Below are 22,227 nucleotides of genomic sequence, written 5' to 3' on the forward strand. Positions count from 1 at the left end.
CAAACGTGTCCGAACAGAAAAATAAAAAAGAAAAAGTAGCACAAGAAATTGAAAAAGAAGCAGTGGAAGAGCTTCAAGAAGTGGAACAAGAGATGCATACCGTTCCCGAAGAAACTGCGACCGAAGAAGAAGTAACACTAACAGAAGATGAGAAGCGTTTGCTTGAATTAGAAGAAAAGTTAGAAGCAGCTGAAGATCGTTATTTGCGCTTACAAGCTGACTTTGAAAATGTGAAGAAGCGCAATATTGCCGAGCGTACGGCGAATCAGAAATACCGTTCGCAAAGCATTGCTGAAGCACTTTTGCCGGCGCTTGATGGTTTCCAAAAAGCACTCGACACACAAAGTGACTCCGAGCAAATGGAAGCATTGCTTACAGGAATGAAGATGGTATACGGACAAATCATGACAGCTCTAGAAGCAGAAGGTGTAGAAGCAATTCCGGCACTTGGCGAACAATTTGACCCGAATTACCATCAAGCAGTGATGCAAGACGATGATTCGACCAAAGAAAGCAATGAAATCACGATGGAGCTTCAAAAAGGATACAAACTAAAAGATCGCGTTATCCGTCCATCGATGGTAAAAGTAAACCAATAAACTATAAAAAGAACCAGTTATTTAGGAGGAAATGAAATTATGAGCAAAATTATCGGTATTGACTTAGGAACAACAAACTCAGCAGTAGCAGTATTAGAAGGCGGAGAAGCAAAAATCATTCCAAACCCAGAAGGCGCGCGTACAACACCATCTGTTGTAGGTTTTAAAAACGGCGAACGCCAAGTTGGGGAAGTTGCCAAACGTGCAGCAATCACGAACCCTAACACAGTAGCTTCTATCAAACGCCACATGGGAACAGATTACAAAGAAAAAGTAGAAGACAAAGACTATTCACCACAAGAAATCAGCGCAATCATTTTACAATACTTAAAAGGTTACGCAGAAGACTATCTTGGTGAAACAGTAGATAAAGCGGTTATCACTGTACCAGCTTATTTCAACGATGCACAACGCCAAGCAACAAAAGATGCTGGTAAAATCGCAGGACTTGAAGTAGAGCGTATCATTAACGAACCGACAGCAGCAGCACTTGCTTACGGTATGGATAAAACAGACAAAGACCAAACGATCCTTGTATTTGACCTTGGTGGCGGTACTTTTGACGTATCTATCCTTGAACTTGGCGACGGCGTATTCGAAGTTCATTCAACAGCTGGCGACAACCACTTAGGTGGGGACGATTTTGACCAAAAAATTATTGATTTCCTAGTTGCTGAATTCAAACGCGACAACGGAATTGACCTTTCTAAAGATAAAATGGCTTTACAACGCCTAAAAGACGCAGCTGAAAAAGCGAAAAAAGACCTTTCTGGCGTAACTAGCACACAAATTTCACTACCATTTATCACAGCTGGAGAAGCAGGTCCTCTTCACTTAGAAGTAACGCTTACTCGTGCGAAATTTGACGAATTAACACATGACTTAGTAGAGCGCACAATCGCGCCAACTCGCCAAGCACTAAAAGACGCCGATCTTTCTGCTAGCGATATCGACGAAGTTATTCTTGTTGGTGGATCAACACGTATCCCAGCCGTTCAAGAAGCAATCAAAAAAGAGCTAGGCAAAGAGCCACATAAAGGTGTAAACCCAGACGAAGTAGTAGCAATGGGTGCTGCGATTCAAGGTGGCGTAATCACTGGTGACGTAAAAGACGTTGTACTTCTTGACGTAACACCATTATCCCTAGGTATCGAAACAATGGGTGGCGTGATGACAACATTAATCGACCGCAACACAACAATCCCTACTTCAAAATCACAAACATTCTCAACAGCAGCAGACAACCAACCAGCAGTAGACATTCACGTCTTGCAAGGTGAGCGTCCAATGGCTAAAGATAACAAAACACTTGGACGTTTCCAATTAACGGACTTGCCACCAGCACCACGCGGCATTCCACAAATCGAAGTATCATTTGACATCGATAAAAACGGTATCGTAACAGTTCGTGCGAAAGACTTAGGAACTGGTAAAGAACAAAACATCGTTATCAAATCTTCTTCAGGCCTAACAGACGAAGAAATCGAAAAAATGGTTAAAGACGCAGAAGCAAACGCTGAAGAAGACAAAAAAGTAAAAGAAAACGCAGAACTTCGTAACAATGCAGACCAATTAGTATTCACTGTAGATAAAACATTGAAAGAACTAGAAGGCAAAGTAGACGAAGAAGAAGTGAAAAAAGCAGAAGCAGCTCGCGATGAGTTATCAGAAGCATTAAAAGGCGAAGATTTCGACGCAATCAAAGAAAAAACAGATGCCCTAAACGAAATCGTTCAAGCTCTTTCCGTAAAACTTTACGAACAAGCAGCAGCAGAACAACAAGCTGCTCAAGGTGAAAACCCAGAAGCAGGAGCTACGAATGACGATGTAGTTGACGCCGAGTTTGAAGAAGTAAACGATGACGACGCTAAGAAATAATCGTTTCGTAAAATAAGAGAAAATCGGGTCAAAGCTTACTGGCTTTGGCTCTTTCTCTTCGTAAAGACTTATGTTACAATACGATAGGAAATATAAACAGAAAAGACAAGGAGTGAGACGCAAAAGATGGCAAAACGTGATTATTATGAAGTGCTTGGCGTTTCCAAAGGCGCCTCAGCAGATGAGATAAAAAAAGCTTACCGTAAATTATCGAAGCAATACCATCCAGATATCAATAAAGAAGCTGGCGCTGATGAGAAATTTAAAGAAATATCAGAAGCATACGAAGTACTAAGTGACGCATCCAAGCGCGCACAATACGACCAATACGGACACGTCGATCCAAACCAAGGTTTTGGAGGCGGCGGATCATATGGTGGTGGCGGTTTTGGTGGCCAGGGCTTCGGTGGTTTTGAAGATATTTTCGATACATTCTTTGGTGGTGGCGGTTCTGCTAGACAAGACCCTACAGCACCACGTCAAGGTAGCGATATGCAATATACCATGCGCCTGAAGTTCAAGGAAGCCATTTTCGGAAAAGAAGCGGAAATTGAAATTCCTCGCGAAGAAAGCTGTGATACCTGTCACGGAAGTGGTGCTAAACCAGGAACACAACCTGAAAAATGTTCTCACTGTGGCGGTAAAGGTTCGATTAACGTGGAACAAAACACACCATTTGGCCGTATCGTCAACAAACGCACATGCCAATACTGTAACGGTACAGGTAAAGAAATCAAAGAAAAATGTGACACGTGTCATGGTTCAGGTCGCGTAACGAAAACGAAGAAAATCAAATTGAAAGTTCCAGCAGGTGTCGATGATGGGCAACAAATGCGTGTTGCTGGCGAAGGGGAAGGCGGTATTAACGGCGGACCTAACGGAGATCTTTATGTTGTATTCGTTGTAGCTCGCGATGATTTCTTTGAACGCGAAGGAAACGATATTTACGTAGAAGTACCCGTTACATTCGTTCAAGCCGCACTTGGTGATGAGATTGATGTCCCAACGGTTCATGGCAAAGTTCGTCTCAAAGTCCCTGCTGGTACACAAACAGGCACAACATTCCGTATGCGCAACAAAGGTGTCCCACATCTACGTGGCAACGGAACTGGCGACCAACACGTCATCGTGAAAGTAATCGTACCGAAGAAACTAGACGACAAACAAAAAGACATTCTACGCGAATTTGCTGCAACAACTGGCGATAAAGTAGACGAAAACAGTGAAGGCTTCTTCGACAAAATGAAAAAAGCATTCAAAGGTGAATAATAATAATCAAAAGGCTCGGGATTGCGTAATAACGAGCCTTTTATTTAAGGAAATGAGGTCATACAATGAAATGGTCAGAAATTGAAATCCATTCGGTAAACGAAGCGGTGGAACCAATTACATATGCCCTAAACGATTCAGGTGCAAGCGGTGTTTCCATTGAAGACTCCGCAGATTTAACGCGCGAACACGAAGATCGTTTTGGCGAAATTTACGATTTACAAGCAGCTGATTATCCAGCAGAAGGCGTGATTATCAAGGCTTACTTTTTAACGACCGATGACTTTTTAGCGATGGTACCGGAAATTGAAGCGCGCATTCGTGGGCTTGCAGATTTTGATATTCCGCTAGGCGATTTAACGTTCCAAGTCAATGAGGTAAACGACGAAGAATGGGCAACTGCTTGGAAAAAATACTATCATCCCGTAAAAATCACCGATCACATCACTGTCGTACCAACATGGGAAGACTACACACCAGAAACGGACGACGAAATGATTATCGAACTTGATCCAGGTATGGCATTCGGTACAGGCACACACCCAACAACACAATTATGCGTGCAAGCTTTAGAAAAAATCGTCAAACCAGGCGATGAGGTTATGGATGTTGGAACAGGCTCAGGCGTACTAAGCATCGCTAGTGCAAAACTCGGCGCCAAAAGCGTCTTAGCAACAGACCTCGACGAAGTTGCCGTTCGCGCCGCAAGAGAAAACATTGCCCAAAACCATTGCGAAAACATCGTGACTATCCAGCAAAATGATCTTTTAAAAGGCATTACTCAAAAAGCAGATGTTATCGTGGCCAATATTTTAGCAGAAGTGATTGTATTATTTCCAGAAGACGTGCACGCAGCCCTGAAACCAAATGGCATTTTTATTGCGTCAGGAATTATCGAGCCGAAGCGTGAAATGGTGACAGAAGCACTTATCGAAGCAGGTTTAACCGTGTATCATACAGAACAAATAACGGATTGGGTAGCTATTTACGCCAAGCGAGGTGAATAAAGATGCAACGATATTTTATCGATCAAATCGCAGACGACAAAGCACGAATTACAGGTGAGGATTTTCACCATATTGTTCGTGTTATGCGGATGAAACTAGAAGATCACGTTTATCTTGTTACGCCAGATGAACAAATAGCCATTGCCGAATTAATCGAAATAGGCGATGACTTTGTCCAATTTAAAATCGTGTCATGGAAAGAAAGCACATCTGAATTACCAGTGCACATCACCATCGCAAGCGGTTTACCAAAAGGCGACAAGCTCGAATTAATCACCCAAAAAGGAACTGAACTAGGCGCAAAATCATTCCTATCCTTCCCAGCAAAACGCTCTATTTCCAAATGGGATAGTAAAAAAGCCAAGAAAAAAGTAGAGCGCCTAGATAAAATTGCAAAAGAAGCCGCAGAACAATCGCATCGCAGTGTTGTCCCAACATTTCAACATGTCGCATCATTTCAAGCGCTACTCGATGTTGCGCGTTCCTATGATTATATTGTCGTTGCTTATGAAGAGAGTGCCAAAGAGGGTGAATCTTCCGCTTTAGCCACACTTTTTGACCAAGCGAAGCCCGGTGAATCAATTTTGGCGATTTTTGGACCTGAAGGTGGTTTAGCAACAGAAGAAATCGTTAAATTAGAAGCAGTGCAGGCGCTGAGAGTAGGCTTAGGGCCACGAATTTTGCGAACAGAAACAGCACCGCTTTATTTTTTAGCAGCAGCCTCTTTTGCGTTTGAACTTGGCAAAAATGGGTAAATGAAAATAAGATTGGGTGTCATACTGAAAATAAATCATGAAAGTTAACGATTTCATATTGACTAGCCTAGAGGATTGGTTTATAATTTTTAGTGAGTGAATGCAAATAGTTGTGCATTACTTTGGACTCATTCACAAGTTCGTCTTGTGCGAGGTGTTCAAATAGCTTAGGGCATCCTTGTCCATTTAAGTGTCGGAGGGAGGGAAAGAGAGATGTCAAAAACAGTAGTTCGTAAAAACGAATCGCTTGAAGATGCTCTTCGTCGCTTTAAACGTACTGTTTCCAAAACAGGTACAATGCAAGAAGTTAGAAAGCGCGAATTTTATGAAAAACCAAGCGTAAAGCGTAAAAAGAAATCAGAAGCAGCGAGAAAACGCAAATTCTAATCGAAGGGACGATTTAAATACATGAGTCTCCTTAACCAACTGAATGAAGATATGAAGCAAGCGATGCGAGCGAAAGAAAAAGACAAGCTTTCCGTTATCCGTATGCTTAAAGCGGCTTTGCAAAATGAAGCCATTCGTCTTGGTACAGATGATTTATCTCCTGACGACGAAGTAACTATTCTTTCCCGCGAAATGAAGCAACGTCGCGATTCTCTAAACGAATTTGAGAAAGCAGGTCGTGAAGACTTGGTGGATCAACTGAAACAAGAAATCGTGATTGTCGAAGGTTATTTACCGAAGCAACTTTCCGAGGAAGAAATCGCTGAAATTGTAAAAGTGACGATCGAAGAAGTTGGCGCAACATCCCCAGCCGATTTTGGCAAAGTGATGACCGCTGTTATGCCTAAAGTTAAAGGTAAAGCAGACGGTAACGCAGTCAATAAATTCGTGAAACAATATCTTTCATAATTCAAAATCAAAGAGCCGAGTAACCTCGGCTCTTTTTGTTGGCACTGTTAGGAGTAAAAATGACTTACAGCGCCAATATAAGCGTAAGCAAAGCGGTGGGGTAATCCCTCAAGTCGCTTATCAACGCAAAAATAATACATAATTTCCGTAAACACGCCGAATAATACCCAAATGGAACGCTTTCGTGTATAATATAAGCACATAAACTTAATTTTAGAGTGAAGGGGTTATTTGGATGCCGACAGACCATGAAAATAAAAAGATTACGTTAGCGGACGGGTTTGATGCTAGGGAACTGTTTGGAAATAATGATGCACATATTGCTTTAATTGAAGATGCGTTCCAAGTACAGATTATCACTCGTGGTGAAATAATAACAATTCAAGGTGAAGAGGTAAATGAAGCGCATGCTGGAGCGGTTATTGATGCGCTTGCTCGTGTCATCGTCAAAGGAATTCATATCGATGAACGTGATGTGACGCAAGCAATCAAGATGGAGCAAAATGGCACGGTGGAATATTTTGCGAGCTTGTATGATGAAGAAATCACGGTGAATGCGAAAGGGAAAATGATTCGGCCGAAAACGTTCGGACAACGCAAATATGTGCGGACGATTGATAAATATGATGTTGTGTTTGGTATCGGGCCTGCCGGAACCGGGAAGACATATTTGGCAGTTGTAAAAGCTGTCGCTGCATGGAAGAAAGGGACGGTAAACAAAATTATTTTGACACGTCCTGCGGTAGAAGCTGGGGAAAGTCTTGGGTTCTTGCCTGGTGACTTGAAGGAGAAAGTGGATCCTTATTTGCGCCCGGTGTACGATGCTTTGTATGATATTTTTGGTGTGGAGCATACGACGCGGTTGATGGATCGTGGTGTGATTGAGATTGCGCCGCTTGCGTACATGCGTGGTCGGACGCTGGATAATGCGTTTGTTATTCTGGACGAAGCGCAAAACACGACAGTTGCTCAGATGAAGATGTTCTTGACACGTCTAGGTTTTGAATCGAAAATGATTGTGAATGGCGATACGACGCAAATCGATTTACCAAAAGGGGCTACGAGTGGTTTGGTGAATGCAGAGACGGTATTGCGCGACGTGAAAAACATCGGCTTTGTTTATTTTGAACATTTTGATGTGGTACGTCATCCGCTTGTTGCTGAGATTATTAAGGCATACGAAGGGAAACTGAAATAATTAGCACCGAACTATGTAAAAAAGGAGGTACATATGAAATTTCCAAAAAAAGGCGTTGATTGGTATTATAAATCGGGGAAGAAATACGTAACGCCAGTCATCTTGATCTTCTTTTTTATCGTTGCTTTTGTGTTAATTTGTCAGATGGTGAAGCCTGAGTCCTATAATGTGAAGCTTTTTGAAGTGGCGGAAAAGACAATTCGGTCACCGCAAACAGTGGAAGATACGGAGAAAACAAAAGAAGAACAGTTAAAAGCTGCGGCTGATGTGGAAGATGTATATGTTTTCAACCGGGAAACCGCACAGAATCGGGAATCGCTCGTGTCATCGCTGTTTGCCTATGTTGGAGAAGTGAATCAAGAAGCCGCGGAAAATGACGCAAAGAACAAGAAGGCTGCGGAAGATGCTAATAAAGCGACACCAAAACCAACAACGATAGACCAGAAATTGACGTCTTTGAAAGCGAAATTATCAAAAAATGTATCTGAAAATGTCACGGACGGCATTAGCGACACGATGTTATCCATACTGCTACGAATGGATACGAAAGATTTAGATGCCGTGGAAAAAGAAGTGATTAGTGCGCTTGATGTGGCGATGGAGGAAAGTGTGCGTAAAGACAATATGACAGAAGTCAAGGTCGGTGCGCGTGACACGATTGAACTTTCCAATTTGTCACCTAGCTATAAAGGTGTTGCAAAAGCGATTTTATCTTATGCTATCGTTCCTAACGAAGTCTACAGCGCGGAGCAAACCGCTGATCGCAGAAAAGAAGCATCTGCAAACGTTATTCCGGTGAAAATTTTGCAAGGGCAAGTCATTGTGCAAGAAGGGCAAATCATTGACCGCGAAATTTACCGGCAGTTGGCATTACTAAACCTACTCAATCAAAAAATGCCAATCAAACAATACGCAGGTTTCGGATTATTATTAGTCTCCCTCGCGTCGATGCTATATTTCTTTACACAAAGACAAAAAAATCTGGATCACGACAAGAAAAATCAGGCGTTGCTGGTCTTTTCATCGGTGTATGTCGTTATTTTAGCGATGTTAGTCATTATTCGGTATTTAGAGGGCGTGGATATTAGCAATATTTCATTCTTATTCCCAGCCGCGTTTGGACCGATGATTATTAAGATATTACTAAATGAAAAATTTGCGTTCATGATTACGATTTTTACAGCAATTGCAAGTTTCTTCGTATTTCAAAGTGACGCAACGACGGCTGTTAATGTGACCGTTTCGACGTATATTTTGCTTAGTGGTTTGGCGAGTATTGTTGTGCTTCGTGATTATAGCAGGCGTTCGGCGATTTTGCAGTCTGGCTTTATTGTTGGCTTGGCGAATATTGCCTTTGTGTTCTTGCTCATGATGATTAGCAATACGGGACTAGTGACATTTGCTTTTTGGGTGCCAGTTGGGTATGCTTTCCTAGGTGGAATCGGCTCCTTTGTTCTTGGTATTGGTGTTATTCCAGTGTTTGAGACCGTTTTTGGAATGCTTACGACCAGTCGGTTGGTGGAATTGTCGAATCCGAATCATCCGCTACTCAAGAAGATTTTGATGAAGGCACCAGGGACTTATCACCACAGCCTGATGGTTGCAAATCTCGCGGAATCTTGTGCGGATGCGATTGGTGCGAATAGTTTGCTCGTGCGTGTTGGCTGTTTTTATCATGATATTGGTAAAACGCTACGCCCGCCATATTTTGTAGAAAATCAGTTGCAGGGGATTAATCCGCATGATCGATTGACACCAGAGCAAAGTCGCGATATCATTATTGCGCATACAACAGACGGTGCAGCCATTTTGCGAGATAATCGTTTTCCGCAGCCAATTATTGATATTGCACTGCAGCATCACGGAACGACGCTTGTGAAATATTTCTATCATAAGGCAAAAGAGCAAAATCCAGATATAAGTGAGCTTGAATTCCGTTATCCAGGGCCAAAACCGCAAACAAGAGAAATTGCGATTATCAATGTCGCGGATAGTGTCGAGGCTGCTGTTAGGTCGTGTGATGAACCGACAAAGGACAAAATTCGAGCGATTGTAAACAGTATTGTGGATGATCGGATTAAAGATAAACAGTTTATCGAATCGGATATTACATTCCAAGAAATAGAAGTTGTGCGTGAAACATTATGTGCGACATTAAATGGCATTTATCATCAGCGAATTCAATATCCTGATGGCAAGTAAGGAGGATGGCAATGGTTTTAGAACTTGATATGATAGACGAAACAGAAGATTTGGCACCAGAAGCATTTGAACTAGTGGAGAACTTATTGCAGTTCGCCGCAGACAAATTAAACATTCAAAATGATAGCGAGTTAACCGTTACATTTGTTGATAATGCACGAATTCAGGAAATTAATCGGGATTACCGCGACAAAGATCAGCCCACCGATGTGATTTCGTTTGCTTTAGAAGAAATGGGCGACGGTGAAGTAGCGATTACTTGGAGTGAAGATATGGACGTTCCGCGTATTTTAGGAGACATCATCATTTCCACGGAGCGGGCCGAAGAACAAGCGAAAGAGTACGGGCATGGATTCGATCGCGAAGTAGGTTTCTTGGCGTTACACGGCCTCCTGCATCTTCTAGGATACGACCATATCGAAGACGAGGACGAAAAAGAAATGTTCGCACTACAAAAAGAAGTGTTGGATGCGTATGGACTCGAAAGATAGAGTAAAAGCAACTGCAAATAGACGCTTTCGAAAATCATTTATCCATGCCGTTACAGGTGTTAAAACCGCAATTTTAGAAGAGCGCCATATGCGTGTTCATATTACTGCGGGCATGATTGTTGTTATTTGTGGTGTTTTTTTCAAGGTAACGAAGATCGAATGGCTATTTCTTTTGTTTTCGATTTTTAATGTGTTGACGTTTGAAATGATAAATACAGCGATTGAACGAGCGGTGGATGTGGCGACGGAAGAGTTTCACCCATACGCCAAAAAAGCGAAAGACGTTGCGGCGGGCGCTGTATTGCTTGCTTCGATTTGCTCGGCGGTTGTTGGTTTGATTATTTTTATACCTAAATTGTTTTAGAAGGAGCTTTTTGTGATGAGAGAGAATAATTTGATTGCTTTAGCGAAACAAGCACGTGAAAATGCCTATGTGCCTTATTCTAAGTTTAAAGTTGGCGCGGCGCTTGTAACAACGGAAGATGAAGTGGTGATGGGTTGTAATATCGAGAACGCTTCCTACGGTTTGACGAATTGCGCGGAAAGAACAGCGATTTTCAAAGCAGTATCAGAAGGCAAGCAGCATTTTAAAAAATTAGTCATTGTGGCAGATACAGACGGTCCAGTGGCTCCATGTGGCGCTTGTCGTCAAGTAATTAGCGAGTTTTGCGAACCAGATATGCCAGTAGTTTTAACAAATATGAAAGGTGACGTAGCGGAAGTGACAGTTGGAGAACTGCTTCCAGGCGCCTTTACTCCGGGGGATTTAAATAAATGAGTGATGTTTTCAAATCAGGTTTTGTGGCGATTGTTGGCCGTCCGAACGTAGGTAAATCAACATTATTAAACCAAATTATCGGGCAAAAAATTGCGATTATGAGCGATAAAGCCCAAACGACACGTAATAAAATTCAAGGCGTATACACGACCGACAAAGCACAAGTCGTATTCATTGATACGCCAGGAATTCACAAACCAAAACATAAACTAGGCGATTTCATGGTGAAAATTGCGTTAAATACGTTCCGTGAAGTAGACATGATTTTCTTCGTCATTGATGCAGAGGCAGGTTTCGGTCGCGGCGATGAATTCATTATTGAAAAATTGAAGAACGTCGAAACGCCAGTGTTCTTACTGATTAACAAAATCGATTTAGTGCATCCAGAAGTACTGATTGATTTAATTGCAAAATATAGTGAAATGCTTGATTTTGAGGAGATTATTCCGATTTCGGCACTCCAAGGAAACAATGTGGAGACGTTGCTTGAAGAAACGACCAAACATCTAGAAGTCGGACCAATGTATTATCCAGAAGATCAAGTAACAGACCATCCAGAACGCTTTATTATTGCAGAGCTGATTCGCGAGCAAGTGCTGAAATTCACACACGAAGAAGTACCACATTCCGTAGCTGTCGTTATTGAGGGCATCGAAACCAACCCTGAAACGCAAAAATTACACATCATGGCACAAATCATCGTAGAACGCAGCACCCAAAAAGGTATTTTGATTGGAAAACAAGGTCAAATGCTAAAACAAATCGGCATGCGTGCCCGTAAAGAAATCGAGCTTCTGCTTGGTTCGAAAGTGTACTTGGAAATTTGGGTAAAAGTACAAAAAGGCTGGCGCGATAAAGAGCACTTTTTGCATGATTATGGGTTTGATCAAGACGAGTATTAATTAAATCGTAATAGTAGACTCCTGATGGAGCAAGATTAGAGGATATTTCTGTTCTAATTTTGCTTTTATCTAGGAGTTTTTTGTTTTAATTATTACTAAAAAATATTCATAATCGAAATTGTATGCTATAATCAGTGTAAAAAAAGAATGTGAAGTTTGGAATAGGATTATTTATTAATTAACCAATTTTCAGGAACATATAAGGAGGTGTTCAGTATGATGTATGTAGACGTTAAGAATGAATCTCAGAAGCAAAGAACATCTGTAGCTGGTAAGATCCAAGCACCAACTTTGAATGAACGTTTAAAGCGAATAGTGGAGAAGCCCCAGGTGAAAGAAAGCCTTAGAAAGCTTGCTTCTGAGTAATAAATATGTAAAAGCAGTGTTGCCAAATCATATAGATTTAGCGACACTGCTTTTTTGTCGATCGATAATAATGCTCTTATTTCACACTTCCACTCCATGAAACATCCGACAACACCACATGAAATGGTCCATTGCCGTAAACATCAAAGTAAACGGTTCGTGTAGCTTTTGCGCCAGGTTTTAAGGATAGGTTCCAGTCTTCTTTATACGTATTCTCGCCATCGAAATTATCTTGATCATAGATTTGGAATTCGTCTGCGTAGAAGTCGACGGTTTCTTTCCCTTTATTTTCTAATAGGATTGTTGCTTTTACGTAAAAACCGGCCATCGGTGTTTGGAACTCGGAATCGCCTGTCCATTTCTCTAGTTTTGAAACGGTAACCCACGTGCCGTCTTGAAATTCAGCGGCTTGGCCAACTTTGTATTGCGTGTAGTCATCCGAATAATATTCATCTTCGTCCCAGTCGTCTGTGTACTCATCTGAATCGTCGTAATAGGAACTGCTATCATCGCTACCACCCGTGTCATCGTACGTTGAGCCATCCATTAAGTCATCGTGCATCATCGTTGAATTGTTATGGTATTCCATTGGGGCCGCCATAATTATGCTAGCCATGAAACCGCCAAACAGCGGGAAACCAAGAACTAGCGAGCCAGCCATCATCAAGGCACCAAGCATTTTGCCCTTTCTAACAATAAACAAGATGACTCCGACGATTAAAGCTACTAAGCAAAGAAATAGCAGAAAACCGAAGAAAATAAGTAATAATACTGTCATGTCAAACGCTCCCTTTTTGTGTCGATATGTTTATTGTACAATAGTTCTCGATTGAAATAAATGAAAAGTTACGTTTTTTTGCAAAAGCTGTTGTATAATGGGATAGAAAGAGGTGAAAAGCATGGAAAAGTGTGAGGGAATAGTCATAAGAACGACAAGTTATCGCGAATCTGATAAAATCATCGTTATTTACACAAGAGAATATGGCAAAATGGGCTTAGTTGCTCGTGGCGCGAAAAAAACAAAAAGCCGATTAGCAGCAGTCACCCAGCTTTTCACAAACGGTGTTTTTACATTTTATCCGAATCGGGGGCTAGGGACGCTTCAGCAAGGGGAGGCGCTAACTTCTTTTTCTTCGATTCAGACAGATATTTTCTTAACGGCGTATGCGACGTATGCGTGCGAGTTGTTGGACAAGGCGACGGAGGAACAGCAAGCGAGTACGGGGCTGTATGATTTGTTTTATCAAATTTTGCATCATATTGATGAAGGGTATGATCCGCAGGTTTTGACGCAGATTTTTGAGATGAAGATGTTGTCGGTGTTAGGACTTTATCCAACGATGGATCGGTGCGCGATTTGTGGGCGTGAGGATGGGCCTTTTGATTTTTCAGCGTATGCGAATGGGCTTGTTTGTTATCGTTGTTTTGAAAGGGATAAATATCGGATGCATTTACCAGAAAACGTGGTGAAGTTGCTGCGCTTGTTTTACATTTTCCAGTTGGACCGATTGGGGAATATCGATGTGAAGCAGGAGACTAAAGAACAAGTGCAGCGCGCGATTGATACGTATTATGAACAATATTCTGGACTTTATTTGAAGAGCAAGAAGTTCCTTAATAATATGAAGAATTGGGATGCTTTGTTGACAAATAAGCCAGATGAGGAAGATAGTGATTGACTTTTTAGGATAAATAGGGTAAATTTTAAGGTATATTGAATAGATGCGATGATGGGAAATAGTACGAAGAAGCTCTTTTCTAAGCGAGTTCGGGATTGGTGTAAGCCGAGCGTTAATCTTCTTAAGAAGGTATCCCTGAGCATGAACGAAATCAAGGTGGGGTTTGTGATTTATCTACAAATCCAAGTAGGGTGGAACCGCGAGTGCAGAATTGTACCTCGTCCCTATGCTTTTTAGGAGGCATAGAGACGAGGTTTTTATATGCCTAATTTTATGGAGGTGGATGAAATGAATTTACAAGCAATGATTCGTACGTTACAAGATTATTGGTCGGAACAAGGTTGTATTATGTTGCAATCCTACGATGTCGAAAAAGGTGCGGGAACAATGAGTCCGTATACATTTTTAAAAGCAATTGGGCCTGAACCGTGGAAAGCGGGATACGTGGAGCCTTCTCGTCGTCCAGCTGATGGTCGCTACGGGGAAAATCCGAACCGTCTTTTCCAACATCATCAGTTTCAAGTCGTGATGAAGCCTTCTCCTGACAATATTCAGGAATTGTATTTAGGTTCGCTTGAAAAATTAGGAATTAATGCGCTAGAACATGACATTCGTTTTGTAGAAGATAACTGGGAGAATCCGTCGCTTGGTTGTGCGGGTCTTGGTTGGGAAGTGTGGCTTGATGGGATGGAAATCACGCAATTCACGTACTTTCAACAAGTCGGTGGGCTAGAATGTTCGCCGGTTACTTCTGAAATCACATACGGTTTGGAGCGTCTAGCTTCTTATATCCAAGAAAAAGAAAATGTATTTGATTTAGAATGGACAGAAGGTATTTCGTATCGCGATATTTTCTACCAATCCGAATATGAGAACTCGAAATACGCATTTGAAACATCGAACGGTGACATGTTATTGTCTCTTTTTGATACGTATGAGCGTGAAGCAGGGCGCCAAATGGAAGAAGGTCTTGTTTTCCCGGCATACGACTGTGTGTTGAAATGCTCGCATACATTTAACTTATTGGATGCAAAAGGCGTTGTTTCTGTAACCGAACGCGCGCAATATATCGCTAGAATTCGGAACTTAGCACGCCGCATTGCGAAAACGTTTTATACAGAACGTGAAAAACTTGGCTTCCCGCTGTTAAAAGAAAAGGAGGGCGCAGATCATGAGTAAAGATTTTCTATTAGAAATTGGCTTGGAAGAAATGCCAGCGAAATATATTACAGCTTCTGCAAAACAACTACAAGAACGTATCGAAAAATGGCTTGCTGAAAACGATTTAGCCTACGAAACAACAGAAGTTTACGCAACACCGCGTCGTCTTTCTGTGATTGTAAAAGTGCTCGCCGAAAAACAAGCAGATCGCGTGGAAGAATCTAAGGGTCCTGCGAAAAAAATCGCCAAAGATGAAAACGGCAACTGGTCCAAAGCCGCACAAGGTTTTGCAAGAGGACAAGGCGTTGATCCAGATACGCTAGAATTCCGCGAAATAGGTGGCGTCGAGTACATCTATCTAACAAAAGAAGTAACAGGTGCCAACACGGTAGACTTACTTTCTGATATGCGCCAAATTATTTTGACAATGACTTTCCCAGTTAGCATGCATTGGGCGAGCTATGACCTGCGTTACATCCGTCCGATTAAATGGTTGATTGCGATGTTCGGAGATCAAGTGATTCCGTTTGAAATCACGAATGTTACGACTGGAAACACAACACGCGGACATCGTTTCCTAGGTAAAGAAGTAGCAATCGCAAGCCCTGCAGCGTATGAAGAAGCATTGCTTGGTCAATTTGTTGTTGCAGACGCTGAAAAAAGAAAAGCCGCGATTGTGAGCCAAATCGAAGAAATCGAAGCGGTAGAAAATTGGAAAATCCCGATGGATGCGGATCTTTTAGAAGAAGTAAACAATTTGGTCGAATACCCAACTGTGCTTCATGGAACGTTTGACGAAGCCTACTTGGAGTTGCCAGAAGAAGTTTTGATTACGACAATGAAAGAGCATCAACGTTATTTCCCAGTCGTGGACGAAGCAGGCAAGTTGCGTCCGTACTTCATCACCGTCCGAAATGGAAATCACGAGCATCTAGAAACCGTAGCCAAAGGAAATGAAAAAGTATTGCGGGCGCGCTTGTCTGACGCCGATTTCTTCTATCAAGAAGATTTGAAAATCACGATCAATGAAGCTGTAGCAAAACTTAAAAACATTGTTTTCCATGAAAAACTAGGCACCTTAACAGAAAAAATGGTTCGCGTGAAGAAAGTCGCGTTAATCATTGCAGACCACTTAAACATGACCGATGCGCAAAAACAAAAAGTGTCGCGTGCCGCTGATATTTATAAATTTGACTTAGTAACGAATCTTGTTGGCGAATTCCCAGAATTACAAGGTATTATGGGTGAAAAATACGCGTTACTTCAAGGTGAAGACAGTGAAGTGGCAACTGCGATTCGTGAACATTACATGCCAACATCAGCAGACGGTGATTTACCACAAAGCGATATCGGTGCGTTACTGGCCATTGCTGATAAATTAGAAACATTAACAGGCTTCTTCTGCGTGGGCATTGTACCAACAGGTTCTGCCGATCCATTTAGTTTACGCCGAAGTGCCTTAGGTATTATGCGCATTATTCAAGAGAAGCAGTGGAACATTCGCATTCTCGACATTTTGGAAGACGTTGTGGCAATCGAACGTGCCGACGGTCTGGATGAATTGCCAAGTAAAGAAGTTTTCCAAGAAGTGCAACAGTTCTTAAACAACCGTTTACGCGCGATTTTGGCAGAACATCAAGTGCGTCATGACATTATCGATGCCGTGATTGGCGGCGATTTAAGCGTTGTGCCAGCGCTCATTGAACGCGCGACATTGCTTAATAAACACCGCGATGCCGACTGGTTCCGCCCAACGATGGAAGCTTTAGCACGCGTTGTCAACATCTCGAAAAAATACCAAACCGAAACAAAAATCGATCCTGCTCTATTCGAAAACGATTCGGAAGCCCAACTTTTTGAAGCAGTCGAGAAGTTGAAACAAGCGTATCCAAGCTTGAATGTTGTCGAGCGTTTGCAAGCATTTGCAGGACTTCGCCTAGCTATCGATGCTTATTTTGAAAATACATTGGTGATGAGCGATGACGAAAATGTTCGGAATAACCGCCTAGCGCTGTTGTTTGAGCTTGCTAGTTTTATTAAAGAATTTGCGCGAATTGAAGATATTAACGTCAAATAGATTATTATATGCCGGTGTGTTGGCGCAGTAGTTAGCACACCGAGCCTACTGAAGGAGCTATTTTACTATGACACAACCAGCTGTATATGTCGTTTCAGATTCTACTGGGGAGACCGCGGAACTTGTCACACGTGCCGCATTAATGCAATTTGGTAAAAGCCCGCAATTCATTCACCGATTCCACCATGTAGACACGTTAGATATGATTGAGGAAATTGTCGATTTAGTAGCTGTGAACAATGGCATTATTGTGCATACAATCGTCGTTGAAGAAGTGCGCAATGAATTAAACAAAACGGCTAAAAGCTTTGGTGTACCAATCATTGATATCTTTGGACCACTTCTTGCTCAACTAGAAGAAACGTATCAAATCAAGCCGCTTTCAGAGCCAGGAATGGTACGTTCACTAGATGAAGCCTACTTCCGCAAAGTTGCTGCGATTGAGTTCGCCGTGGAAAACGACGACGGCAGAAATCCACGCGGCCTCTTACAAGCTGACTATGTTCTAATCGGTATTTCAAGAACGTCCAAAACGCCATTATCGCAATATTTAGCGCTCAAAGGCTTGAAGGTGGCGAACGTTCCAATTGTCCCAGAAGCACACGTCCCTGAAGAACTATTCGAAATCGACCCGAGCAAAATTATCGGTCTAAAAATCAGCAAAGAAAAGCTAAACCAAATCCGTGAAAAACGTTTGGCATCGATTGGACTTAGCGGTGTCGGAAATTATGCGAGTCATGAACGGATTGATAAGGAATTAGAAATCTTTACGGAGCTGACGAATAAACTTGGATGTTATGTGTTAGACGTGACAAATAAAGCGATTGAAGAGACGGCAAACGATATTTTAATGCATATTGGTGAAATTGTTGATGAAAATTTAGAATTATAGAAGGAAAATTAGATTTTGTGGCGAATATATATATTATAGCGGTTAAAACGATGGTAATTTTGCTTTTAATCGCCTATAATATATTTTTGTGTGTATTAGGCTTTTGGATAATGCCTTTGTTTTTTCGAAACCTCAAATGATGCGGGTTTTACAACTGGAAGGAGGTTGCAAAGAAATGGCTATTTTTGTTGATGCAGACGCTTGTCCAGTGAAAGATGAGATTCGTATTTTAGCGGATCGCTATGTATTGCCGCTTACTTTTGTGGCGTCGTATAATCATTACTCTGTGAATTTGCCGGATGGTGAGACGTGGATTTTTGTAGACACAGATAAGGAGTCTGCAGATATGCGCATTTTGAATTTGGCGAAGAGCGGTGACATTGTGATTACGCAGGATATTGGTCTTGCGAGCATGCTTTTAGCAAAAGGTGTGGCGACATTCTCCAACCGTGGTGAGGAATATCGGGAAAGCGAGATAGCAATGATGCTTGATATACGGTATCTTCACGCGAAAGAACGCAGACAAGGCAAGTACAGTAAAGGTCCAAAAGCAATGAACAATCAAGATAACGAGAACTTTTTACACAAGCTGGATACGTTTATTAAAGCGAGGTTATAAAGATGCAACGGATTCCAGAAGAAAAGATTGATGAGATACGCTCTCAAGTCGATATTGTCGATGTTGTCGGCAATTACGTACAATTAAAGAAGCAAGGGCGCAATTATACGGGGCTCTGTCCTTTTCATGGCGAGAAAACCCCGTCGTTCTCCGTGTCACCTGAGAAACAGATTTTCCATTGTTTTGGTTGCGGAAAAGGAGGCAATGTCTTCTCTTTCCTTATGCAGATTGATGGACTTTCTTTTGTGGAATCGGTGAAAAAAGTGGCGGATTTAGCCCATATCCCGCTAGACGTGGCTATTTCGCAAGGAGATAGCTCACCTGGAAATAAACCAGACAGCCAAGAAAGTAAGATGATCGAAATCCATCAATTGGCGAGTAAGTTATACCATTACTTATTGATGGAAACCGAAGAAGGGCAAGAGGCACTACAATATTTGCTTGATCGTGGAATGAGCGAGCAAGAACTAGATCATTTTGAAATTGGCTTCGCGCCAGCTCACGCATCTACCGTCACGACCTTTTTGAAGAAACGAGAGGTTGATTTGGCGCTTGCCGTAGAAAGTGGTTTACTAACGGAGCGCGATGATGGCGAGGTAGTGGATCGGTTCCGAAATCGGATTATGTTCCCTATTAAGAATGATCGCGGACAATTGGTCGGTTTTTCAGGGCGGCTTTTCAACCAAGAGGATGGGCCGAAATACTTGAACAGTCCGGAAACCCCGATTTTTAACAAGCGTAATATTTTATATCATTTTTCTGATGCGCGGCAGGAGATTCGAAAGAAAGAAGAAATCTTGTTATTAGAAGGATACATGGACGTTATTTCCAGTGTCTCGGCTACTTTCAGCAATGGCGTGGCTTCGATGGGAACTTCACTCACAGAAGAACACGTCCAGATGATACGACGCGTAACGAACCGTGCCATTATTTGTTATGATGGTGACCGCGCTGGAATTGAAGCGAGTTTTAAAGCAGGAACTATGCTGGCAGAACAACACCGACTAGAAGTCTTCGTATTACAACTGCCAAACGGCAAAGACCCCGATGACTTCATTCGTTCAGAAGGCGCCGAGAAATTCGCGGAAATCTATACACACCAACGTCTCACATGGACAGCATTTAAACTGCAATTTTTCAAACGAAACCGAAATTTGCAAAACGAAACAGACAAGATAGCCTACTTAGGCGAAGCGCTTGCTGAAATTGGCAAGTTGGATCAAGCCGTAGAACGCGAACTCTATTTAAAACAACTTGGTTCCGAGTTCGACCTATCGATGGAGGCGCTAAAACAACAACTACAGCAAACCGTTGTTGTTAAGCCAAAACCACATGATTACGGCGGTCCACCACCAGAAAGCTACGGCGAGTATCCAAGCTACGAAGGCGATGGCGGCCCAGTTTACGAGCAATTCAGTTTTGCCCAACCGAGTGGCGTTCCATCCGCAGGCCTAACATCAGAGAAACGCTTACTAAAATACATGCTAGAAGACCGCGACGCATTCATCCAGATTCGCAACCTGCTAGAAGAACACCAAACCGATTTTTACCATGACAACTACAAAGCACTTTACACCCATCTAATCGGCTTCTACGCTTCAGGAAACGACGCCAACCCGCTAGCACTAATGGATCAACTCAAAGACGACATGGCCCGCAACCTAGTCAGCGAACTAGAAATGATGACCGTAAACACGGACGTCTCCATCGAAGAATACCAAGACTACGTCCAAAGCCTAACAAAGTCCAGCATAGAACGCGACATCAAAGAAAAAGAACAAGCCCTACTAACAGCAACCCAACAAGGCGACATACCCGCAGCCCTAGAACTAGCCAGAACCATCACCACCATGCGCGCCACAATGAAAAACACCCCCAACTAGAGAATCGTTTTCCAACCACATAAAAGTTAAGCGCAGCGATAACGAAAAGCACCAGAACACATTTAGCTACTTGGCAAGCAAATCTGAGTACGAGCACGGACGTATACTTATACGTGATGACTGAAAACAGATAGAGAGTCGCTTTCCAATCACGTAAAAAGTTAAGCGTAGCGATAACTAAAAAATACCAGAACGCAAGACCAATCAACAAAGACAAATGCAACCACCACCCAAGAATCCCAGCAATTCACGAAAGCCCCACCAAACAGCAGGAGGCCGGAGCGCGTTTAGCTCCTAGGCAAATTCGAGTACCAGCGCGGAGCGTATATGTATACGTGAGCACTGGAACGGAGAATTTAACGACGGAGATGAATGCGCTCCGGCCTCCTGCCCGGTGTTTTAAAATCGGGGAATGAGGTAAGGAATACCATACCCTCATTTAACGATTATTTTGGAAGGAGGACATGGCAGACTATGGCTAAAAAAGCACAAGATACAAAACCAGAAGAAGACTTAAAATTAGACAAAGCAAAAGAATTATTAATTGAAGACGGGAAGAAGAAGGGTTCCCTAACGTACGCCGAAATTGCTGCCAAACTAGCTCCGTTTACATTAGATAGCGATCAAATGGATGACTTTTTAGAACTTTTAACCGAGTTATCAATAGAGGTAGCAGACGACGAAGAGGATGCTGACCCTAACGAAGCAGAGCTAATCAAGGAAGAAACAGAAGAAATCGATTTGAACGATTTAAGTGTCCCACCAGGCGTTAAAATCAATGACCCAGTGCGCATGTACTTGAAAGAAATCGGTCGCGTAAACTTACTATCAGCTGACGAAGAAATTGCTTTAGCGAAACGTATCGAACAAGGCGATGAAGAAGCGAAAGGCCGTCTAGCCGAAGCCAATCTACGTCTCGTTGTAAGTATCGCGAAACGTTACGTTGGTCGTGGCATGCTCTTCCTTGACTTAATTCAAGAAGGTAACATGGGATTAATGAAAGCCGTTGAGAAATTCGACTTTAACAAAGGATTCAAATTCAGTACGTATGCAACATGGTGGATTCGTCAAGCTATCACCCGCGCTATTGCCGACCAAGCACGTACCATTCGTATCCCGGTTCATATGGTCGAAACGATTAACAAACTGATCCGCGTACAACGTTCCTTGCTACAAGACCTAGGCCGTGATCCATCTCCAGAAGAAATCGGTGAAGAAATGGACCTACCGACAGAAAAAGTACGTGAAATCTTAAAAATTGCACAAGAACCTGTGTCATTAGAAACACCAATTGGTGAAGAAGATGACTCACACTTAGGCGATTTCATTGAGGACCAAGAAGCAACATCTCCATCCGACCATGCGGCGTACGAACTGCTGAAAGAGCAGTTGGAAGATGTACTGGATACACTAACAGACCGCGAAGAAAATGTACTTCGTCTCCGTTTTGGTTTAGACGACGGCCGTACTCGCACGCTGGAAGAAGTTGGTCGTGTCTTCGGTGTTACACGTGAGCGTATTCGTCAAATCGAGGCGAAAGCATTGCGCAAATTAAGACACCCAAGCCGCAGCAAGCAACTCAAAGATTTCTTAGAATAAAAATTTCAGAGGAGAGT

22 protein-coding genes are annotated in these 22,227 nt (G+C 42.4%); 21 read left to right on the forward strand and 1 reads right to left on the reverse strand.

What is annotated here, in order from left to right; translation table 11 throughout:
- Positions 1-5: 5 nt before the first annotated feature.
- The 14 genes from grpE to EP57_RS16955 all read left to right on the forward strand — a co-directional run bounded on the left by grpE (position 6) and on the right by EP57_RS16955 (position 12,300).
- Positions 6-599 (forward strand): nucleotide exchange factor GrpE, encoded by a 594-nt coding sequence (gene grpE / locus EP57_RS06210; RefSeq protein ID WP_036085253.1) that lies wholly within the window; start codon positions 6-8, stop codon positions 597-599.
- 39 nt (positions 600-638) lie between these two features.
- Positions 639-2,477, forward strand: a complete 1,839-nt coding sequence (gene dnaK, locus EP57_RS06215) for a molecular chaperone DnaK (RefSeq protein ID WP_036085254.1) — start codon at positions 639-641, stop codon at positions 2,475-2,477.
- Positions 2,478-2,603: 126 nt separating this feature from the next.
- Positions 2,604-3,746 carry a molecular chaperone DnaJ gene (dnaJ, locus tag EP57_RS06220; RefSeq protein ID WP_036085256.1) on the forward strand — a complete coding sequence of 381 codons (1,143 nt, stop codon included), beginning with the start codon at positions 2,604-2,606 and terminating at the stop codon, positions 3,744-3,746.
- Between the two features lie 65 nt (positions 3,747-3,811).
- Positions 3,812-4,753: a 50S ribosomal protein L11 methyltransferase gene (prmA, locus tag EP57_RS06225; protein WP_036085258.1), complete on the forward strand. Its 942-nt coding sequence runs from the start codon at positions 3,812-3,814 to the stop codon at positions 4,751-4,753.
- A 2-nt stretch (positions 4,754-4,755) separates the two neighbouring features.
- Positions 4,756-5,508: a 16S rRNA (uracil(1498)-N(3))-methyltransferase gene (locus EP57_RS06230; protein WP_036085259.1), complete on the forward strand. Its 753-nt coding sequence runs from the start codon at positions 4,756-4,758 to the stop codon at positions 5,506-5,508.
- 213 nt (positions 5,509-5,721) lie between these two features.
- Positions 5,722-5,895 (forward strand): 30S ribosomal protein S21, encoded by a 174-nt coding sequence (rpsU, locus tag EP57_RS06235; protein ID WP_036061859.1) that lies wholly within the window; start codon positions 5,722-5,724, stop codon positions 5,893-5,895.
- A 21-nt stretch (positions 5,896-5,916) separates the two neighbouring features.
- On the forward strand, positions 5,917-6,363 hold the full coding sequence (locus EP57_RS06240; protein WP_036085260.1) for a GatB/YqeY domain-containing protein: 447 nt from the start codon (positions 5,917-5,919) through the stop codon (positions 6,361-6,363).
- A gap of 235 nt (positions 6,364-6,598) precedes the next feature.
- Positions 6,599-7,561: a PhoH family protein gene (locus EP57_RS06245; RefSeq protein ID WP_036085261.1), complete on the forward strand. Its 963-nt coding sequence runs from the start codon at positions 6,599-6,601 to the stop codon at positions 7,559-7,561.
- Positions 7,562-7,594: 33 nt separating this feature from the next.
- A complete protein-coding gene (locus tag EP57_RS06250) occupies positions 7,595-9,763 on the forward strand; it encodes an HD family phosphohydrolase (protein WP_036085263.1) in 2,169 nt (722 codons plus the stop codon).
- Positions 9,764-9,774: 11 nt separating this feature from the next.
- The gene (ybeY, locus tag EP57_RS06255; protein WP_036085265.1) at positions 9,775-10,254 is read left to right on the forward strand and encodes an rRNA maturation RNase YbeY; all 480 of its coding nucleotides are present in this window, start codon (positions 9,775-9,777) and stop codon (positions 10,252-10,254) included.
- Positions 10,232-10,618: a diacylglycerol kinase family protein gene (locus EP57_RS06260; RefSeq protein WP_036085267.1), complete on the forward strand. Its 387-nt coding sequence runs from the start codon at positions 10,232-10,234 to the stop codon at positions 10,616-10,618. The genes ybeY and EP57_RS06260 overlap by 23 nt, the downstream gene beginning before the upstream one ends.
- 15 nt (positions 10,619-10,633) lie before the next feature.
- Complete coding sequence (locus EP57_RS06265) at positions 10,634-11,032, forward strand: cytidine deaminase (protein ID WP_036085268.1); 399 nt, start codon at positions 10,634-10,636, stop codon at positions 11,030-11,032.
- Positions 11,029-11,934 (forward strand): GTPase Era, encoded by a 906-nt coding sequence (gene era, locus EP57_RS06270; RefSeq protein ID WP_036085269.1) that lies wholly within the window; start codon positions 11,029-11,031, stop codon positions 11,932-11,934. The genes EP57_RS06265 and era overlap by 4 nt, the downstream gene beginning before the upstream one ends.
- Before the next feature lie 216 nt (positions 11,935-12,150).
- Positions 12,151-12,300 carry a hypothetical protein gene (locus EP57_RS16955; protein ID WP_159106422.1) on the forward strand — a complete coding sequence of 50 codons (150 nt, stop codon included), beginning with the start codon at positions 12,151-12,153 and terminating at the stop codon, positions 12,298-12,300.
- A gap of 76 nt (positions 12,301-12,376) precedes the next feature.
- Here EP57_RS16955 and EP57_RS06275 read toward each other — a convergent pair whose 3' ends face one another.
- On the reverse strand, positions 12,377-13,078 hold the full coding sequence (locus EP57_RS06275) for a DUF4352 domain-containing protein (protein WP_036085270.1): 702 nt from the start codon (positions 13,076-13,078) through the stop codon (positions 12,377-12,379).
- Positions 13,079-13,199: 121 nt separating this feature from the next.
- On the opposite strand from EP57_RS06275, the gene recO reads away from it, so the two are divergent.
- The 7 genes from recO (at position 13,200) to rpoD (ending at position 22,210) form a co-directional block, all read left to right on the forward strand.
- Positions 13,200-13,979, forward strand: a complete 780-nt coding sequence (gene recO / locus EP57_RS06280) for a DNA repair protein RecO (protein WP_036085271.1) — start codon at positions 13,200-13,202, stop codon at positions 13,977-13,979.
- Positions 13,980-14,267: 288 nt separating this feature from the next.
- Entirely contained in the window at positions 14,268-15,158 is an 891-nt protein-coding gene (gene glyQ, locus EP57_RS06285; protein ID WP_036085667.1) for a glycine--tRNA ligase subunit alpha, read from the forward strand.
- Complete coding sequence (glyS, locus tag EP57_RS06290) at positions 15,151-17,217, forward strand: glycine--tRNA ligase subunit beta (RefSeq protein WP_036085273.1); 2,067 nt, start codon at positions 15,151-15,153, stop codon at positions 17,215-17,217. Before glyQ ends, glyS begins: the two co-directional genes overlap by 8 nt.
- Before the next feature lie 67 nt (positions 17,218-17,284).
- Complete coding sequence (locus EP57_RS06295) at positions 17,285-18,109, forward strand: pyruvate, water dikinase regulatory protein (protein WP_036085275.1); 825 nt, start codon at positions 17,285-17,287, stop codon at positions 18,107-18,109.
- Between the two features lie 175 nt (positions 18,110-18,284).
- Entirely contained in the window at positions 18,285-18,728 is a 444-nt protein-coding gene (locus EP57_RS06300) for a YaiI/YqxD family protein (protein ID WP_036085277.1), read from the forward strand.
- 2 nt (positions 18,729-18,730) lie between these two features.
- On the forward strand, positions 18,731-20,611 hold the full coding sequence (gene dnaG, locus EP57_RS06305) for a DNA primase (RefSeq protein WP_036085280.1): 1,881 nt from the start codon (positions 18,731-18,733) through the stop codon (positions 20,609-20,611).
- A gap of 474 nt (positions 20,612-21,085) precedes the next feature.
- Positions 21,086-22,210, forward strand: a complete 1,125-nt coding sequence (gene rpoD / locus EP57_RS06310) for an RNA polymerase sigma factor RpoD (RefSeq protein ID WP_036085281.1) — start codon at positions 21,086-21,088, stop codon at positions 22,208-22,210.
- Positions 22,211-22,227: the final 17 nt, after the last annotated feature.

Source organism: Listeria booriae (assembly GCF_000766865.1).
Lineage (GTDB): Bacteria > Bacillota > Bacilli > Lactobacillales > Listeriaceae > Listeria_A > Listeria_A booriae.

Excerpts from the sequence above, each read along its gene's own strand:
- dnaK (WP_036085254.1), top strand. The coding sequence starts at position 639 with ATGAGCAAAATTATCGGTATTGACTTAGGAACAACAAACTCAGCAGTA.
- dnaJ (WP_036085256.1), top strand. The coding sequence starts at position 2,604 with ATGGCAAAACGTGATTATTATGAAGTGCTTGGCGTTTCCAAAGGCGCC.
- prmA (WP_036085258.1), top strand. The coding sequence starts at position 3,812 with ATGAAATGGTCAGAAATTGAAATCCATTCGGTAAACGAAGCGGTGGAA.
- EP57_RS06230 (WP_036085259.1), top strand. The coding sequence starts at position 4,756 with ATGCAACGATATTTTATCGATCAAATCGCAGACGACAAAGCACGAATT.
- rpsU (WP_036061859.1), top strand. The coding sequence starts at position 5,722 with ATGTCAAAAACAGTAGTTCGTAAAAACGAATCGCTTGAAGATGCTCTT.
- EP57_RS06240 (WP_036085260.1), top strand. The coding sequence starts at position 5,917 with ATGAGTCTCCTTAACCAACTGAATGAAGATATGAAGCAAGCGATGCGA.
- EP57_RS06245 (WP_036085261.1), top strand. The coding sequence starts at position 6,599 with ATGCCGACAGACCATGAAAATAAAAAGATTACGTTAGCGGACGGGTTT.
- EP57_RS06250 (WP_036085263.1), top strand. The coding sequence starts at position 7,595 with ATGAAATTTCCAAAAAAAGGCGTTGATTGGTATTATAAATCGGGGAAG.
- ybeY (WP_036085265.1), top strand. The coding sequence starts at position 9,775 with ATGGTTTTAGAACTTGATATGATAGACGAAACAGAAGATTTGGCACCA.
- EP57_RS06260 (WP_036085267.1), top strand. The coding sequence starts at position 10,232 with ATGCGTATGGACTCGAAAGATAGAGTAAAAGCAACTGCAAATAGACGC.
- EP57_RS06265 (WP_036085268.1), top strand. The coding sequence starts at position 10,634 with ATGAGAGAGAATAATTTGATTGCTTTAGCGAAACAAGCACGTGAAAAT.
- era (WP_036085269.1), top strand. The coding sequence starts at position 11,029 with ATGAGTGATGTTTTCAAATCAGGTTTTGTGGCGATTGTTGGCCGTCCG.
- EP57_RS16955 (WP_159106422.1), top strand. The coding sequence starts at position 12,151 with ATGATGTATGTAGACGTTAAGAATGAATCTCAGAAGCAAAGAACATCT.
- EP57_RS06275 (WP_036085270.1), bottom strand. The coding sequence starts at position 13,078 with ATGACAGTATTATTACTTATTTTCTTCGGTTTTCTGCTATTTCTTTGC.
- recO (WP_036085271.1), top strand. The coding sequence starts at position 13,200 with ATGGAAAAGTGTGAGGGAATAGTCATAAGAACGACAAGTTATCGCGAA.
- glyQ (WP_036085667.1), top strand. The coding sequence starts at position 14,268 with ATGAATTTACAAGCAATGATTCGTACGTTACAAGATTATTGGTCGGAA.
- glyS (WP_036085273.1), top strand. The coding sequence starts at position 15,151 with ATGAGTAAAGATTTTCTATTAGAAATTGGCTTGGAAGAAATGCCAGCG.
- EP57_RS06295 (WP_036085275.1), top strand. The coding sequence starts at position 17,285 with ATGACACAACCAGCTGTATATGTCGTTTCAGATTCTACTGGGGAGACC.
- EP57_RS06300 (WP_036085277.1), top strand. The coding sequence starts at position 18,285 with ATGGCTATTTTTGTTGATGCAGACGCTTGTCCAGTGAAAGATGAGATT.
- dnaG (WP_036085280.1), top strand. The coding sequence starts at position 18,731 with ATGCAACGGATTCCAGAAGAAAAGATTGATGAGATACGCTCTCAAGTC.
- rpoD (WP_036085281.1), top strand. The coding sequence starts at position 21,086 with ATGGCTAAAAAAGCACAAGATACAAAACCAGAAGAAGACTTAAAATTA.